The following is a 13,695-nucleotide window of genomic DNA, read 5'->3' on the forward strand; positions in this document are numbered from 1 at the left end:
CCGTGCATACGCGCAGCCATATCGGCACCGTGCGTCGCGCGGGTCTTGAAGCCAACGAGCGTTCCGTGCGGGGGGTGGTCCGGCGGGCCGCTCGCGCGGCCCGCGCTGCGGACCTCGGGACGGTCCCCCGGACCGTCCCGCCCCTGCGGGATCGGTCCTTCGCCCCCGTGCATACGCGCGGGCATATCGGCACCGTGCGTTGCGCAGGTCTTGAATCCAACGAGCGTTCCGTGCGGGGGGTGGTCCGGCGGGCCGCTCGCGCGGCCCGCGCTGCGGACCTCGGGACGGTCCCCCGGACCGTCCCGCCCCTGCGGGATCGGTCCTTCGCCCCCGTGCATACGCGCGGGCATATCGGCACCGTGCGTTGCGCGGGTCTTGCATCCAACGAGCGTTCCGTGCGGGGGGTGGTCCGGCGGGCCGCTCGGGCGGCCTGCGCTGCGGACCTCGGACCGGTCCCCCGGACCGTCCCGTCCCGTCGCCCCATAGGGGCGCCGACATCGATCCTGGCCCGCCTTTGGCGGGACGGGGACCGGTCCTTCGCCCCCGTGCATACGCGCGGGCATATCGGCACCGTACGTTGCGCCAGGGTTGCGATGCGGCGGCGTTCCGTGCCGGGCGCGTGACGAGTCATTGCTCGCCCCCGGCGGCCAGGATCCCCAGCGCGTTGACCGCCGCCGACGCCATGGCGGAGCCGCCGCGGCGGCCGCGTAGGGTAACGAAGGGCGCGCGGGGCGTGGTCGCGAGTTCGGCCTTCGATTCCGCGGCGCCGACGAAGCCCACGGGGAAGGCCAGGATGCAGGCAGGCGGCGGGGCGCCGTCGTCGATGCGCTCCATCAGGCGGAAGAGCGCGGTGGGCGCGTTGCCGATGGCGATGACGGCGCCGTCCGTGTCCCACAGATCCACGGCCGCCGCCGAACGGGTGGTGCGCTGCTCCGCCGCCATGGCGGGGATACGGGGATCGTTCAGGGTGCAGCGTATGTCGGCGGCGTCGGGCAGGAGGCGGCGGGTGATGCCCGACGCCACCATCTCGCAATCGGCATAGACGGGCGCGCCGGCGCGCAGGGCCGCCATGCCGGAGGCGGCGGCATCCGGGGCGAAGGCGATGCGGTCGGCGATCTCGACCATGCCGCAGGCGTGGATCACGCGGACCACGAGTTCGGTCAGGTCGGACGGAAAGCGGTCGAGGTTCGCTTCCCTGCGGACCGTGGCGAAGGAGGCCGCGTAGATCGCCGCGGGGTCGGTGAGATAGGGCCTCATGCGGGGAACGTCGCACGGGACGCGTCATCCCCGAGCCCGATTTCCGGACCCCGCGCGATGTCGCGCTGGTGGTCGGAGGTTTCCAAGTCGAGCCCGGGGATGACCGCACCGGCGGCCGTTCCGAGGACACCCGTCCTCATGCCTTCACGCTCCGCCGGGCGGATTCGGGGCCGTGGGGGTGGTCGGCATGGGGGTATTCGGGGTGGGCGTGGTGGTGGTGGTCGTGATCGTGGGAATGGCCGTGGTGGTGATGCCCGTCCCCGTGGTGGTGGTGGCCCTTCTGCATCTCCAGCCGGCACAGGCCCGTGCAGAACGTGTCGCAGAGCGTGCAGTCGGCGACGTTGGAGCCGGGCGCGCTGGCTCCCTGCCCTTCGACGTGGTGGTGATGGCTCTCCTGGACCGAGCCGACCTCGCCCTCGAACCCCAGGACGGCGGCCCGGTACTTGCACAGGACGCAGGTGGCGGGGGGGACCGCGCCGAAGGCGGGATGGGTCCGCCCGGCCGCGTCGACGTGATGGTGGCGGCCGTCGCGCAGCGCGAGGACCTGGTCGCGATAGCCGCAGATCCCGCAATTGGGCAGCGGCGTGTCGGTCAGCAGTTCGCGCGCGCGTTCGGCGAAGGTTTCCAGCACCTGGGGGTGGTCGCCCAGGTATCCGGCCTTGACGAACGCGATGTCCGGATGGGCGGCGGCGACCCGGTCGGTGAACCCATAGATCCGGTCGATCAGGATGCCGGAGAACAGGAAATAGGGGAACACCACGACCCGGCGGTAGCCCAGCTTGGCCGCGTGCTGCAGGCAGGGCTCCACCAGGGGGAAGGTGACGCCGGAATACCCCACCTCCAGCCAGCCGGTGCCCAGGCCCTCGTGCAGCATCCGCGCGATCTTGGCGACGTTGCCGTTGGCGTCGGGGTCGCTGGCGCCGCGCCCGATCACCACGAGGCAGGTGTCGTGCAGGGGGACCGGACCGTACGCCGCGTCCGCGGCGGCGATGGCGTCCCGGACGCGGCCCGCGGCGGCGGCCAGCATCTTGGGATCCACCCCAAGCTCGCGCCCATAGCTGACGTCCAGACCGTGCTCGGCGGCATAGCTGTTCAGCACCGTGGGGATGTCGTTCTTGGCGTGCATCGCGGCGAAGAGCATGCCGGGTATGGCCAGGATGCGGTCGCAGCCCGCGTCCCGCAGCCTGTCCAAACCGTCGCGGATCACGGGGTCGGCGAATTCCAGGTATCCGTACTCGACCGCCCAATCGTCGGGCAGGTGCGCGGGCAGCTTCGTGGCCAGGGTCGCGAACTCGTCCACGGCGGATTGGCTGCGCGAGCCGTGGCCGCAGATCATCAGGCCGGTCCTCATGCGGGCTGGTCCTCCGCGTCGCCTTCCGCGTGCGGCTCGCCCTCCGGCTCCTCCGGGGCGTCGTCGTCCTTCTTCAGCCAGCCCCAGATCCCGGCCGCGAGGGCGGCCCCGATCACGGCGCCCGCGACCCAATGGTCGTGGCCCGCGGCCTGTTCGATATGGCCCAAGTGGTATGCGATGGACATGGCACCCCCGGTGGCGCGCAGGGAGGCCGTCCGACGATGCCGCGCGCGGCCCCCGGCTTGGGTCGGCCTGCCCGGTCCACCTGTCCGGCGCCCCGCGGCGCGTCGTCACCGGCCGGGGTTAGCGGGGCCGTCCGGCGGGGGCAATGGCGGAAGCGACATGGCGGAGCGGTGGAACGACGACGCTATCCGTCTTCCATTCCGTCGAGCCGAGCCGGGAGCGCCAGCCCCGGCGGAACGGTCCGCGCGTGCGGCACGGGTCCGGAACCGCGTTTCCCGGTCACGCTCCGTCGGCGCGGGGGTGGCCAAGTCCTCGATGACCTTGTCGAGGCTCGTGCCCCGCGCATGGGCGAGCGCGCGCAGTCGGTCATGCGTGGCACCGGGAAGACGAATGGTCATCAGGCTCATGGATCCGAGTCCCTTCCATCGTCCGAGATCTCGGCGGCGGTTCCGATCCGCAGGTCGTCGAACCGATGTCGGCCCCGGCGAAGGTCGCCATGTCGGCGGTGGCGTCCTCTAGACCCCGACCCGCCCGATGCCGGGCAGCTTCAGGGCGGGGCGGCGCCAGTCGATGCCGAAGGTCTGGCCCAGGGCCTGCAGCTCCAGCCCCGTGCGGGGGCCGGCGGACAGGCCGAGGAGGCCCCAGGCGGAGACGTGCAGGTCGCCGCCCGGGTCGCGGCCCCAGCGCAGGCCGGGGCCGCGCCAGTCCTTGCCCACCGCATGCGGCGGCAGGGTGGTGCCGATCTCGGGCACCTCCCGCAGCAGATGCTCCACGAAGGTGTTGGAGTTGGGGCCGGGGAAGATGCGGTACGCGCCGCGCGCCGACCAGGGATAGGCCGCGACCGCGTCCTCCAACCGGGGGATCAGCGCCGTGGCCTGCGCGCCCGTGACGGTGGCGCGGATCACCGGGTCGTTGGAGTACCAGCGCGCGTCGGGGGCATAGCCGTCGCGCCGCACCGGGTTGCCCCAGCCCACCACGTCGTGACGCGTCCATCGCCGGTCGCCCGCGCGCTTCCACACGATCCAGGAATGGACCGACACGGCGCCCTTCCAGCCCCCCGTCCGCGCGGTCATGACATGGATGGTGGCGTCCGCCACCTGCGCCGCGGCGGGCAGCACGCCGGACGGGCCCCAATCGGCGTCGTTCCAATGCCGCGGGCGGTCCTGCAGCGCCCACCACGCGGTGGAGGCCAGCACGGGCACGACGAAGAGGAGGAGGAACAGGGTCAAGGCGATGCGGAGGCTGCGGCGTATCATCGAACCCCGATATGGGTCGTGCCGCGCCGCGGCGAAAGGGCGGCATCGCGTCCTGTCGGATCCGTGATCGGTGGAGGGAACGGGCAAGCGGATGCGAAAAGGGGCGGCCCGCCGGACCGCCCCTTCCCCTTGGATCACGACCGCGCGGTCAGGCGGCGCGGCGGCGCAGGACGGCCAGGCTGCCCAGGCCGGCCAGCAGCAGCCAGGCGGCGGCGGGCAGCGGGATCACCGGGGTGCCGTCCCGCACGCCCACCAGCGTCAGCGACGCGGTGAGCATCTGCCCGCCGTCGAACGAGGCGACGACCGAGAAGACGTTGTCGCCTTCCGCGATCTCGAACTGCGGCAGGCTGAACCCGCCGAAGGCGTTGAACGTCAGGTTAGTGGCGCTGCCGTCGGGCAAGGTTCCGACGACGCTCGTGACACCGTTCAGGCCGCCGCCGCCGCCACCGAGCAGGATGTTGGCGATATCGTCCGGGTTGGAGCGGAAGTCGTAGAACGTGCCGCCGCCGGCATTGGCGATGGCCGATAGCGCGTTGACGCTGGCGCCGGGTAGCGCGACCGTGTCCACGATGCCGCCGCTGGCCAGGATCTGGCTGGCCGCGTTGTTGGCGAAAGTACCGCCGCCGCCGCCGTCGGCGAACAGGAGGACCCGGTCGCCTTGCTCGACGGTGTTGTCGACGACCTTATTCAGGCCGGAGGCGATGCTCGTCGTGCCGCTCGCGTCGACGGAGTCGATGCCCGCGTTGATGTCGCCGATGGTGCCCTGCGACAGGACCGTGTCGACGAACACGTTGTTAGCGTTGCTGTCGAACTCGACGAGCGAGATGGTGCTGCCCTCCGACAGGCCCGCCACGACCGTCTTCGCCGCAGTGGCCTGCAGTTGCTGGCGGGAAATCGTCTGACCACCCACGTTCTGAGTGAGGCGCATCGAACCAGAGGAATCCAGCACGAAGGTCAGGTCCAGATCGGCGCTGAGCACGCCGTCGGAGGCCTGCCCCGTGACCGTGACCTGGTCGCCCACGCCGAATGTCAGGCCGCCCCCGGGAGCGAAGAGTTGAACGTCCTGTGCCGCGGCCGGCGACGCGACCGCCAGCATCGCGAGCGCGATGAAATGCTTCTTCATGGATATACCCTCATGACGTCGGATTGGTTAACGCCGGTTAACCAATACATGGGGTTTACGGTCGGTCAAGTCGGGTAGTCCGCACTTGACGCCCCTCGCGATCGCGCCATGGCCGCGTCCCCCGTGCCGTCAGCCCGCCAGCATGGGCCCCAGCGGCCGCCCCGCGACCAGGTGGACGTGGAAGTGCGGCACCTCCTGCCCGGCATGGCCGCCCGCGTTCGCGATCGCGCGGAACCCTTCGCCCGCCGCGAGGCCGCGTTCGTCGCAGATGCGCGCCACGGCGCGGGCGAAGTCCACGATCTCGGCCTCCGACGCTTGCGCGCAGAAGTGGTCGTAGGTGACGTACGGGCCCTTGGGGATCACCAGGACGTGGACGGGGGCCTGGGGAGTGATGTCGTCGAAGGCGAGCGTGTGCTCCGTTTCCAGGACGGTGGCGTTGGGGATCTCGCCGCGCAGGATGCGGGCGAAGACGTTCGTGTCGTCGTAGGGGTGAGTCATGGCGCGTTCCGATTTGGCGGGCGGGTGGGGATGGCGGCGACGATCCCGCCTGCCGCCCGCGATGGCAAGGGCCGGGGCGCGCGCCGCCGGTCAGTGCCCCTGGGGGATCACCAGGTCGGGCGGGCGGTGGCCGTCGGCGAAGGTGCGCATGTTGAGGATCGCGCGCTCCCCCATCTCCAACCGCGCCTCGTGGGTGGCGGAGGCGGTGTGGGGCGTCAGCACAACGTTGGGCAGGGCGCGCAGGCGGGGGTTCAGGCCGCGCCCGCGCTCATAGACGTCGAGCCCCGCGCCCGCCAGCTCGCCCGCGCGCAGCATGCGCGTCAGCGCGTTCTCGTCCACGACCTCGCCGCGCGAGGTGTTCACCACGACGGCGTGCGGTTGCATCAGGTGCAGGCGGCGGGCGTTCATCAGGTGGAACGTCGCGGGCGTGTGGGGGCAGTTGATCGACAGGACGTCCACGCGCGCGACCATGCGGTCGAGGCTGTCCCAGTGCGTCGCCTCCAACGGCGCTTCCAGGCCCGGATGCAGGCGGCGGCGGTTGTGGTAGTGGATCTGCATGCCGAAGGCGCGTGCGCGGGCGGCCACGGCCTGCCCGATCCGGCCCATGCCCAGGACGCCCAGGCGCAGGCCTCGCAGGCGGCGGCCCAGCAGGGCCTGCGGCGCCCAGCCGGCCCAGGTCCCCTCGTCGCGCATCAGGGCCATGCCCTCCGGCATCCGGCGCAGCACGGCCAGCATCAGCGCCAGGGTCATGTCGGCGGTGTCGTCCGTGGTGGCGCCCGGCGTGTTGGACACCAGGACGCCGCATAGGCGCGCGGCGCCCACGTCGATGTGGTCCACGCCCGCGCCGTAATTGGCGATCAGCTTCAACCGGTCGCCCGCCTGCCCCAGCAGCGGCGCGTCGATCACGTCGGTCAGGGTGGGCACCAGGATGTCGGCGCTGCGCATGGCATCGGCCAGGGCATCGCGCGACAGCGGCGCGTCGTCGTCGCGCAGACGGGCGTCGAACAACTCGGCCATCCGGGTTTCGACCGCGTCGGGCAGGCGTCGCGTCAGGACAACACTGAGCCGCTGCTTCGTCATGCCCGACCCTTCCCCCGCTTCCGGCCCGGGCACGACCATGACAGGTTGATGCGGGCGCACAAGTAGGGGTTCGGGCACATGATCGGCGGCAGGTTCATCGGCGCGATGCTGGCCCTCCTGCTGCCCGCGATGGCCTGGGCGGAGGCGCGGGGGCCGCAGACCGGCCTGCCGCTGCCGCGCTACGTCACGATGAAGGCGCAGGAAGGCTATGCCCGGCGCGGGCCTGCGCGCGACCAGAAGATCGACTGGGTGTTCGTGCGGCGCGGCATGCCGCTGCGGATCACGGGCGAGTGGGGCCATTGGCGGCGGGTCGAGGACCGCGACGGCATGGGCGGATGGATGCACCATTCGCTTCTGTCGGGCCGGCGCGCGGTGCTCGTGGACGTGGACGAGCTGGCCCTGCGGCGGCGGCCCGACGCGGCGGCGCCCGTGACCGCCCGGCTGGCGCGCGGCGTGGTGGCGCGCCTGGGCGACTGCGCGGACGGATGGTGCGCGCTGGAACTGGACGCCGCGAAGGGATGGGCCCCCACCGCCGCCCTGTGGGGCGTGGCGGTGGACGAGGTGCGCGCGGACTAGGGCGCGCGTTCGACGAGCCGCGCGCCGGGGCCGTCCGCGCCCAGCGCGTCGCCGTCGTTGTAGAGTGGGCAGTTGACCATCGACAGGCAACCGCAGCCGATGCAGCCTGCGAGGTTGTCGCGAAGCTTCGTCAGCACCTCGATCCGATCGGTCAACTCGGCGCGCATGCCGGTCGCCACGCGGTCCCAATCGGCCTGTGTCATGGGCCGCTCGCCGGGTGGGCCCAACGCCGCGCGGATGCGGCCCAGCGACAGGCCCAGGCGCTGCGCGATGCGGATGAACGACAGGCGGCGCAGGTCGGCGCGGGGAAAGCGCCGGTGCCCGCCCCGGTCGCGGGGCGGCGCGATCAGGCCCTTCTTCTCGTAGAAGCGGATCTGACTGATCGACATTCCCGTGCGCTGCGCGACCTGCCCGATCGCGATCTCCTTCGGCAGCATCGGATTTCCCCCTTGACCTGAACCATGGTCGAGGTCGGATCAGGACCGGGTCAACGTCAAGGAGAATCGCGATGACCCGCCTGGAACACCTGAACGTCACCGTCCCCAACGCGGACGCCACCGCCGCGACCCTGTGCGACCTGTTCGGCTGGCGGGTCCGCTGGTCCGGCACGGTGCTGGAAGGGGCGGGCCGGTCCGTCCACGTGGGCGAGGCGAGCAACGGCGGGACGTATCTCGCGCTCTATTCGCCGAAGGACGGAACGGCGGCGGCGCCGGACAGCTATGCGACCGCGCGGGGACTGAACCACGTGGCGCTGATCGTGGACGACCTGGATGCGATGGACGCGAAGGTCCGGGCGGCGGGCTACGTGCCCGGCAGCCACGCGGCGTACGAGCCCGGGCGGCGGTTCTACTTCGACGGCCCCGACGGGATCGAGTTCGAGCTGGTGAGCTACGGCTGATTCAGCGCGGCGGCGAAGTCGGGGGCGAGTTCGTCCCAGATGGCGGGGGTGCGGGCGGTCAGAAGGCGCCCCTCGGTCATGGTGGGGGCGTACTCGGTCCCGTCCAGGAGGCGGGCGACGCCCCCGGCCTCGCGGATGGCCAGAACGCCCGCCGCATGGTCCCAGGGGTGCAGGAAGGCGTTCAGCACGAAGTCGGACCCGCCCAGGCACATCAGGCGGTATTCGTGCAGCGACGCGCCCAAGCTGCCCGACCGCCGGATCGTCGGCGTCAACGCGGCCAAGCCGGCGCGCAAGACCTGGGGATACATGTATTCGCCGATGTTGCCGCGCAGGCGGTCGCGGGGCGTGGCGTCCCGCGACATCGACAGCGTGCGCGCGGTGCCGTTCCGGTGGAACGTCGTGCCGCCGTCCGCGACGGCCAGGACCCAGTCGTCGAAGCCCGGATCGTAGAGGCAGCCCCAGACCGTCCGCCCGTCCTCCACCACCGCGACGATGACGCCGTAATTCGCGATCCCGTGCGCGAAGTTCCACGTCCCGTCGATCGGGTCGATGATCGTGCAGCGCCCTTCGCCGATCCGCGACAGGATGGACGCGTCGGCGGCGACCGATTCCTCGCCCACCACGGCGTCGCCGGGCAGGATGGCGTGGAACCGCTCCGTCAGCGCCGCTTCCGCTTCCTTGTCGGCCACGGTCACGAGGTCGTCGAAGGACGACTTCGCGTCGATGGCGCCGGGCGGCAGGTTCCGGAAGCGCGGCAGGATCACGGCGGCGGCCACCTCGCGGATGGCGGCGATCATCGCATTGGATTGGGCATGGGTCAGGGGCATGGCGGCGGGATGACCCGGAGCGGGGGACGGGTCAAGCGCGACGATGCTCGCGACGGGGGGCCCAGGGACGTGGTGCGGCCCCCCGCGCCAGGCGGGAACGCGGTCGTTCAGGCGGCGGCGTCCAGCCCCCTGCCCTTCAACAGCGGGCCCACGTCGGGCATGCGGCCCCGGAAGCGCAGGTAGAGGTCGTCGGCCGGCTCCGATCCGCCCCGGGACAGGATGTCCGCTTCGAGCTTCTTCGCCAGGTCGGGGTCGAAGGGATCGCCCGCTTCCTCGAACGCGTCGAAGGCGTCGGCGTCCATGACCTCGGACCACATGTAGCTGTAGTACCCCGCCGAATACCCGTCGCCCGCGAAGACATGGGCGAAGTGCGGCGTGGCATGGCGCATGGCTATGGCGCGCGGCATCTCGATCGCTTCCAGCACCTCGGCCTGCTTCTGCATGGGATCGGCGGGCGCCGGACCGTCGTGGAAGGCCAGGTCGACCAGGGCGGAGGCCACGTATTCCACCGTCTGGAACCCCATGTCGTAGGTCGCGGCCCCCAGGACGCGGTCCAGAAGGTCCTGGGGCATGGGCTCGCCCTCGGCGTTCGTGGCGAACTCCGCCAGCACGGCGGGTACGTCCAGCCAGTGTTCATAGAGCTGGGAGGGCAGTTCCACGAAGTCGCGCGCCACGCTGGTTCCGCTGACCAGGGGATAGGTCACGTCCGACAGCATCTGGTGCAGGGCGTGGCCGAACTCGTGGAAGAGCGTGCGCGCGTCGTCGTAGGACAGGAGCGCCGGCTCGCCCTTGGCGAAGTTGCAGACGTTGACGACGATCGGGCGGATGTCGCCCGCGAGCTTCTGCTGGGACCGCATGGCGCTGCACCATGCGCCCGACCGCTTGGACGAACGCGCGAAGTAGTCGCCCAGGAACACCGCCACGTGCCGCCCGTCGCGCGTCACCTCCCATGCGCGGACGTCCTCGTGATAGAGCGGCACGTCGAGTGGCGCGAAGTCCAGCCCGAACAGGCGGTTGGCGACGGCGAAGGCGGCTTCGACCATGCGGTCCAGGCGCAGGTAGGGCTTGACCGCCGCCTCGTCCAAGTCGTGCAGATCCCGGCGGCGGCGTTCGCTGTAGTAACGCCAGTCCCAAGGTTCCAGCGGTCCCACGATGCCATCGGCGCGGGCCAGTTCGGCCAGCGCCTCGCCGTCGGCCAGCGCGGCACGGCGGGCGGGCTGCCAGACCTGCATCAGCAGGTCGCGCACGGCGCCCGGCGTGCGGGCCATCTGGGTTTCCAGCTTGTAGTCGGCGAAGCTGTCGTAGCCCAGGAGCTTGGCGCGTTCCTCGCGCAGGGCCAGGATCTCGGCGGCCAGGCGACGGTTGTCGGTCTCGCCCCCGTTCGCGCCCCGCGACGTCCACGCCTCGAACGCGCGGCGGCGCAGGTCGCGGTCGGGATGGTTCGCCAGGAACGGGGTGATGTGGCTGCGGTTCAACGTCACCACGGCGCCGGGGCGGTCGCGGTCGCGCCCCGCCCGGCGCAGCGCGTCGGCCGCGCTGGGTGGCAGGGCCGCGACCTGTTCGTCGGTCAGGTCCATGTACCAGTCGCGCTCGTCCGCCAGCAGGTTCTGGGTGAACTGCGTTCCCAGCACGGCCAGACGCGCCTTGATCTCGGTCAGACGTTCCGCTTCGGCCCCCTTCAGGGCGGCGCCCGCACGGACGAAGTTGCGATGCGTCAGATGCAGCACGCGGGCCTGTTCGGGCGTCAGGTCCAGGCTGTCGCGGCGGTCGTGCAGGTCGTCGATGCGCGCGAACAGGGCGGCATCGTTGACGATCTCGGAGGAATAGGCGGACAGCTTCGGCGCCATGTCGCGTTGCAGCGCGTTGCGCGCGTCGTTCGCGTCGGCGCCGGTCAGGTTGTAGAACACGCCGGCGACCCGGTTCAGGTCCGCATCCGCCAGTTCCAGCGCGTCGATCGTATTCTCGAAGGTCGGCGGTTCCGCGTCGCCCGAGATGGCGCGGATGGCGGCGCGGCCACGGTCCATCGCCGCGTCGAAGGCGGGGGCGAAATGCGCGTCCTCGATCGCGTCGAAGGGCGGCAGGGCGTGGGGGCCAGTCCAGTCGGACAGCAGCGGGTTGGTCATGGTCGTCTCCTCGGGCTCCCCCGGAGGTAGGGGGCCCGAGGGGGCGTCGCCAGGGTCAGGTCGTCGTCCGCGTCACCGTGGTGCCGCCGCCCATGCGGCTGACGACGCCGTCGCGCTTGATCGCGTGCCACATGGCGCCCGCCACGTGCAGCACGGCCAGGCCCAGAACGACATAGGCCGCGATCCCGTGGACCTGCCCCAGCCAACCGGCCTTGACCCACAGGGCGGCCATGCCGAACAGCGGCATCGCGATCAGAAGCCCGTAGAACGCGAAATGCGTGGCGCGCGACAGGATCTGGATGGGTTTGGGTTCGTTGTCGGGGGGCGGCGGCGCGCCGTGCTTCAAGCGCAGGTACAGGCGGACCAGCATGGCGATGAGGATGCAGGTGCCGATGATCCCGTGGACGTAGAGGACCCCGTCCATGGGCAGGACCCCGTATTCCACCCCATACAGGTACGCCTGCTCCATCCGGCCGCCGGTGGCATACTGGAACAGGACCAGGAAGACGACCGTCCAGTGCATGGCGATATGGCGGACGTGATAGGCGCCGACGGGGCGGGCGGCTTGGGCCATGGCGGGAACCTCAGGGAGCAAAGGGGTATCGTGGGTCGCAACGCCGCCCGGCGGGCGCGTGTTCCCCGAGACCGGGGGGAACCGGGGGGCGGGGGGACCGGTTGTCGCAGTGTGAACCGTCCCCAACCGGAGAGACCACGATGACCCGTTTCCTTAAGATCGCCGCCCTGCTGGCCCTGCCCTTCGCCGTGTCCGGCTGCGCCGCCGCCGCCCTGGGCGCGGGCGGGGCCATCGCCGCCGACGAGTTGGCGGAGAACGAAGGCGGGAACCTGTTCTGATGGCACGCTTTTTCCTGATCCTGACGCTGCTCGGCGGGCTGTCCGCCTGCGGCACGGTGGGCGGCTTCGTGGACGACAGCGAGGCCGTGGGCGACGCGGTCAGCGACGCCCTGGACTGATAATTGTTGTCGTACACCCCCCGTACACCCCCTGTGCACCCCCCGTACATACGCGGGGGCACACCGGGGCTCGGGGGGAAAGGACCGCTTGACGGCTATGGCCGCTCCGTGCGGGGCGGATGTTGACCGACTGGTCGATCCATCACGTCAACCTGCAGGCCCGCGACGTGCGCCGCGCGGCGGCCTTCTATACCGCCGTCCTGGGGTTGGCGGAACGGCCCTGGGCGTTTCCCGCCACCCGCGGTTATCTGCCCGGCGACCCCGACAAGCTGGCGCTGCTGGGCGACGGGCGGGACGGGCATTCGGGGTTGCACCTGATCGCGCCGGACGACGACTTCGCCCGAAAGAACGACCTGCTGTTCAACCCGTCGAAGGGCGGCCACGTGGCCATCCGCGTTCCCGACCTCGACGCCGTGATCGCGCGCCTGCGGGACGCGGGCATCCCCCATTCGGTCACGGGCGAGTTCGCCATTCCCGGTTTGCGCCACGTGTACCTGGAGGACCCCGAAGGGAACCTGCTGGAATTGAACGGGCCGGTCCGAGGGTCCGCCGGGTAGGACAAGACCCCGATACATGCGCGCGCCCCGGGGGACGCGCGACCGTTCGGTTTGAAAGTGGATCGGGCCGGGCGGAGGGGCGCGGTCAGCAGCGGTACTGGTTGCCGAACCGGTCCTGGCAGACCCGCCCCCGGTTCGCGCCCACGACGGCCGCGCCGACCGCGGCCCCGGCCAGCGCGCCGGACAGGGTGGAGCCCCCGTCGCGGCCGATCGCCTGGCCCAGCGCGGCCCCGCCCGCGGCACCCACCAGCGCGCCGTCGGCGGTGTTGTTCCCGGTCTGCGGCACACAGGCGGACAGGGCGAGGGCGGCGGCGAGGGGCAGGGCGAGGATGGGGGCGCGCATGGCGAGGCTCCGGGTCTATGGGTGGGACGATTCGGGAACCGTGCTAGCGGGCCGGGGGGCTGGGTGCAAAGGGTCCCGCGCAATATCCGATGACACCGGCGCGTCATGGGATGCGGGCGGGTGGTCGGCGGACGGGCGCCCGCCGTTCCGTCAATCGTCGAGCCGCACGGTGGCGGTCTTGTCGCGGTAGTCCCGCTTCGGGTCGACGCCCAGCATCGCCTCGATCCCCGCGACCAGCGAGGATCCGTCCCGCCAGAGCCGCGCGGTGGTGGCGTCGAACCGCACGAGCCGCAGGCTGGGGTCGTCCTTGCCGTCCTCGTACCAGGCGGCGACGTCGGGGTTCCACAGCCGGTCGACCACGGCGCGGTCGGTGTCGGGGACGAGCGTGCCCTCCACCGTGGCCCAGACGTCGTGGCCCTTGGACGCGAAGGTCATCAGGCCGGGCTTCGGCCCCGCCTGCGTCGCCTGGGCCAGATCGGTGTCGCGAGCGGTGAAGAACCACAGAGGCCCCGCATCCGCGTCGCCGTCGGGGACCGCCGCCATCGGCCGGGGCGGCGCCCCGTCGCAGCCCAGCATCACGGTCATGTCGGAGCGCAGCGCCTTCCAGAAGGCGGCTTCGAGTTCGGCGGGGCTGGGCATGGGGTCTGGCCTT

The 13,695-nt window shown here is 71.6% G+C and carries 17 protein-coding genes; 4 read left to right on the top strand and 13 right to left on the bottom strand.

What is annotated here, in order from left to right; all coding sequences use genetic code 11:
* Positions 1 to 627 precede the first annotated feature (627 nt).
* The 7 genes from P0084_RS06160 to P0084_RS06190 form a co-directional block, all read right to left on the bottom strand.
* On the bottom strand, positions 628 to 1,257 hold the full coding sequence (locus tag P0084_RS06160) for a precorrin-8X methylmutase (protein ID WP_308915945.1): 630 nt from the start codon (positions 1,255 to 1,257) through the stop codon (positions 628 to 630).
* A 136-nt stretch (positions 1,258 to 1,393) separates the two neighbouring features.
* Positions 1,394 to 2,608: a sirohydrochlorin chelatase gene (locus P0084_RS06165; protein ID WP_308915946.1), complete on the bottom strand. Its 1,215-nt coding sequence runs from the start codon at positions 2,606 to 2,608 to the stop codon at positions 1,394 to 1,396.
* Complete coding sequence (locus tag P0084_RS06170) at positions 2,605 to 2,793, bottom strand: DUF6732 family protein (RefSeq protein ID WP_308915947.1); 189 nt, start codon at positions 2,791 to 2,793, stop codon at positions 2,605 to 2,607. The genes P0084_RS06165 and P0084_RS06170 overlap by 4 nt, the downstream gene beginning before the upstream one ends.
* A gap of 513 nt (positions 2,794 to 3,306) precedes the next feature.
* Positions 3,307 to 4,020 carry a DUF3750 domain-containing protein gene (locus P0084_RS06175; protein ID WP_308915948.1) on the bottom strand — a complete coding sequence of 238 codons (714 nt, stop codon included), beginning with the start codon at positions 4,018 to 4,020 and terminating at the stop codon, positions 3,307 to 3,309.
* Positions 4,021 to 4,195: 175 nt separating this feature from the next.
* Complete coding sequence (locus P0084_RS06180) at positions 4,196 to 5,170, bottom strand: VWA domain-containing protein (RefSeq protein ID WP_308915949.1); 975 nt, start codon at positions 5,168 to 5,170, stop codon at positions 4,196 to 4,198.
* Between the two features lie 129 nt (positions 5,171 to 5,299).
* Positions 5,300 to 5,668: an HIT domain-containing protein gene (locus tag P0084_RS06185; RefSeq protein ID WP_308915950.1), complete on the bottom strand. Its 369-nt coding sequence runs from the start codon at positions 5,666 to 5,668 to the stop codon at positions 5,300 to 5,302.
* Between the two features lie 90 nt (positions 5,669 to 5,758).
* A complete protein-coding gene (locus tag P0084_RS06190) occupies positions 5,759 to 6,748 on the bottom strand; it encodes a 2-hydroxyacid dehydrogenase (RefSeq protein ID WP_308915951.1) in 990 nt (329 codons plus the stop codon).
* A gap of 78 nt (positions 6,749 to 6,826) precedes the next feature.
* Between P0084_RS06190 and P0084_RS06195 the strand changes: the two genes are divergently transcribed.
* Positions 6,827 to 7,324, top strand: coding sequence for an SH3 domain-containing protein (locus tag P0084_RS06195; protein WP_308915952.1), 498 nt, complete (start codon positions 6,827 to 6,829; stop codon positions 7,322 to 7,324).
* Here P0084_RS06195 and soxR read toward each other — a convergent pair.
* Entirely contained in the window at positions 7,321 to 7,761 is a 441-nt protein-coding gene (gene soxR / locus P0084_RS06200) for a redox-sensitive transcriptional activator SoxR (protein WP_308915953.1), read from the bottom strand. The genes P0084_RS06195 and soxR overlap by 4 nt on opposite strands.
* Before the next feature lie 71 nt (positions 7,762 to 7,832).
* On the opposite strand from soxR, the gene P0084_RS06205 reads away from it, so the two are divergent.
* Positions 7,833 to 8,222: a VOC family protein gene (locus P0084_RS06205; protein WP_308915954.1), complete on the top strand. Its 390-nt coding sequence runs from the start codon at positions 7,833 to 7,835 to the stop codon at positions 8,220 to 8,222.
* Here the strand turns inward: P0084_RS06205 and P0084_RS06210 are convergent.
* The 3 genes from P0084_RS06210 to P0084_RS06220 all read right to left on the bottom strand — a co-directional run bounded on the left by P0084_RS06210 (position 8,213) and on the right by P0084_RS06220 (position 11,746).
* Positions 8,213 to 9,049, bottom strand: a complete 837-nt coding sequence (locus P0084_RS06210) for an inositol monophosphatase family protein (protein ID WP_308915955.1) — start codon at positions 9,047 to 9,049, stop codon at positions 8,213 to 8,215. The two genes, P0084_RS06205 and P0084_RS06210, sit on opposite strands and share 10 nt — an antisense overlap.
* Positions 9,050 to 9,156: 107 nt before the next feature.
* Positions 9,157 to 11,172: a M3 family metallopeptidase gene (locus tag P0084_RS06215; protein WP_308915956.1), complete on the bottom strand. Its 2,016-nt coding sequence runs from the start codon at positions 11,170 to 11,172 to the stop codon at positions 9,157 to 9,159.
* Between the two features lie 55 nt (positions 11,173 to 11,227).
* Positions 11,228 to 11,746, bottom strand: coding sequence for a cytochrome b (locus P0084_RS06220; protein ID WP_308915957.1), 519 nt, complete (start codon positions 11,744 to 11,746; stop codon positions 11,228 to 11,230).
* Between the two features lie 140 nt (positions 11,747 to 11,886).
* On the opposite strand from P0084_RS06220, the gene P0084_RS06225 reads away from it, so the two are divergent.
* Positions 11,887 to 12,024 (top strand): hypothetical protein, encoded by a 138-nt coding sequence (locus P0084_RS06225; RefSeq protein WP_308915958.1) that lies wholly within the window; start codon positions 11,887 to 11,889, stop codon positions 12,022 to 12,024.
* A gap of 238 nt (positions 12,025 to 12,262) precedes the next feature.
* Entirely contained in the window at positions 12,263 to 12,700 is a 438-nt protein-coding gene (locus P0084_RS06230) for a VOC family protein (protein ID WP_308915959.1), read from the top strand.
* An 85-nt stretch (positions 12,701 to 12,785) separates the two neighbouring features.
* Here P0084_RS06230 and P0084_RS06235 read toward each other — a convergent pair whose 3' ends face one another.
* Together P0084_RS06235 and P0084_RS06240 are read right to left on the bottom strand one after the other, a co-directional pair.
* Entirely contained in the window at positions 12,786 to 13,043 is a 258-nt protein-coding gene (locus tag P0084_RS06235; protein WP_308915960.1) for a bacteriocin, read from the bottom strand.
* Between the two features lie 150 nt (positions 13,044 to 13,193).
* Positions 13,194 to 13,682, bottom strand: a complete 489-nt coding sequence (locus P0084_RS06240; RefSeq protein ID WP_308915961.1) for a pyridoxamine 5'-phosphate oxidase family protein — start codon at positions 13,680 to 13,682, stop codon at positions 13,194 to 13,196.
* Between the last annotated feature and the right edge of the window lie 13 nt (positions 13,683 to 13,695).

Source organism: Jannaschia maritima (assembly GCF_030973515.1).
GTDB lineage: Bacteria > Pseudomonadota > Alphaproteobacteria > Rhodobacterales > Rhodobacteraceae > Jannaschia > Jannaschia maritima.

Bases quoted from the DNA above. Each gene is read 5' to 3' on its own strand.
- P0084_RS06160 (WP_308915945.1), bottom strand. From the start codon at position 1,257: ATGAGGCCCTATCTCACCGACCCCGCGGCGATCTACGCGGCCTCCTTC.
- P0084_RS06165 (WP_308915946.1), bottom strand. From the start codon at position 2,608: ATGAGGACCGGCCTGATGATCTGCGGCCACGGCTCGCGCAGCCAATCC.
- P0084_RS06170 (WP_308915947.1), bottom strand. From the start codon at position 2,793: ATGTCCATCGCATACCACTTGGGCCATATCGAACAGGCCGCGGGCCAC.
- P0084_RS06180 (WP_308915949.1), bottom strand. From the start codon at position 5,170: ATGAAGAAGCATTTCATCGCGCTCGCGATGCTGGCGGTCGCGTCGCCG.
- P0084_RS06185 (WP_308915950.1), bottom strand. From the start codon at position 5,668: ATGACTCACCCCTACGACGACACGAACGTCTTCGCCCGCATCCTGCGC.
- P0084_RS06190 (WP_308915951.1), bottom strand. From the start codon at position 6,748: ATGACGAAGCAGCGGCTCAGTGTTGTCCTGACGCGACGCCTGCCCGAC.
- P0084_RS06195 (WP_308915952.1), top strand. From the start codon at position 6,827: ATGATCGGCGGCAGGTTCATCGGCGCGATGCTGGCCCTCCTGCTGCCC.
- soxR (WP_308915953.1), bottom strand. From the start codon at position 7,761: ATGCTGCCGAAGGAGATCGCGATCGGGCAGGTCGCGCAGCGCACGGGA.
- P0084_RS06205 (WP_308915954.1), top strand. From the start codon at position 7,833: ATGACCCGCCTGGAACACCTGAACGTCACCGTCCCCAACGCGGACGCC.
- P0084_RS06210 (WP_308915955.1), bottom strand. From the start codon at position 9,049: ATGCCCCTGACCCATGCCCAATCCAATGCGATGATCGCCGCCATCCGC.
- P0084_RS06215 (WP_308915956.1), bottom strand. From the start codon at position 11,172: ATGACCAACCCGCTGCTGTCCGACTGGACTGGCCCCCACGCCCTGCCG.
- P0084_RS06220 (WP_308915957.1), bottom strand. From the start codon at position 11,746: ATGGCCCAAGCCGCCCGCCCCGTCGGCGCCTATCACGTCCGCCATATC.
- P0084_RS06225 (WP_308915958.1), top strand. From the start codon at position 11,887: ATGACCCGTTTCCTTAAGATCGCCGCCCTGCTGGCCCTGCCCTTCGCC.
- P0084_RS06230 (WP_308915959.1), top strand. From the start codon at position 12,263: ATGTTGACCGACTGGTCGATCCATCACGTCAACCTGCAGGCCCGCGAC.
- P0084_RS06235 (WP_308915960.1), bottom strand. From the start codon at position 13,043: ATGCGCGCCCCCATCCTCGCCCTGCCCCTCGCCGCCGCCCTCGCCCTG.
- P0084_RS06240 (WP_308915961.1), bottom strand. From the start codon at position 13,682: ATGCCCAGCCCCGCCGAACTCGAAGCCGCCTTCTGGAAGGCGCTGCGC.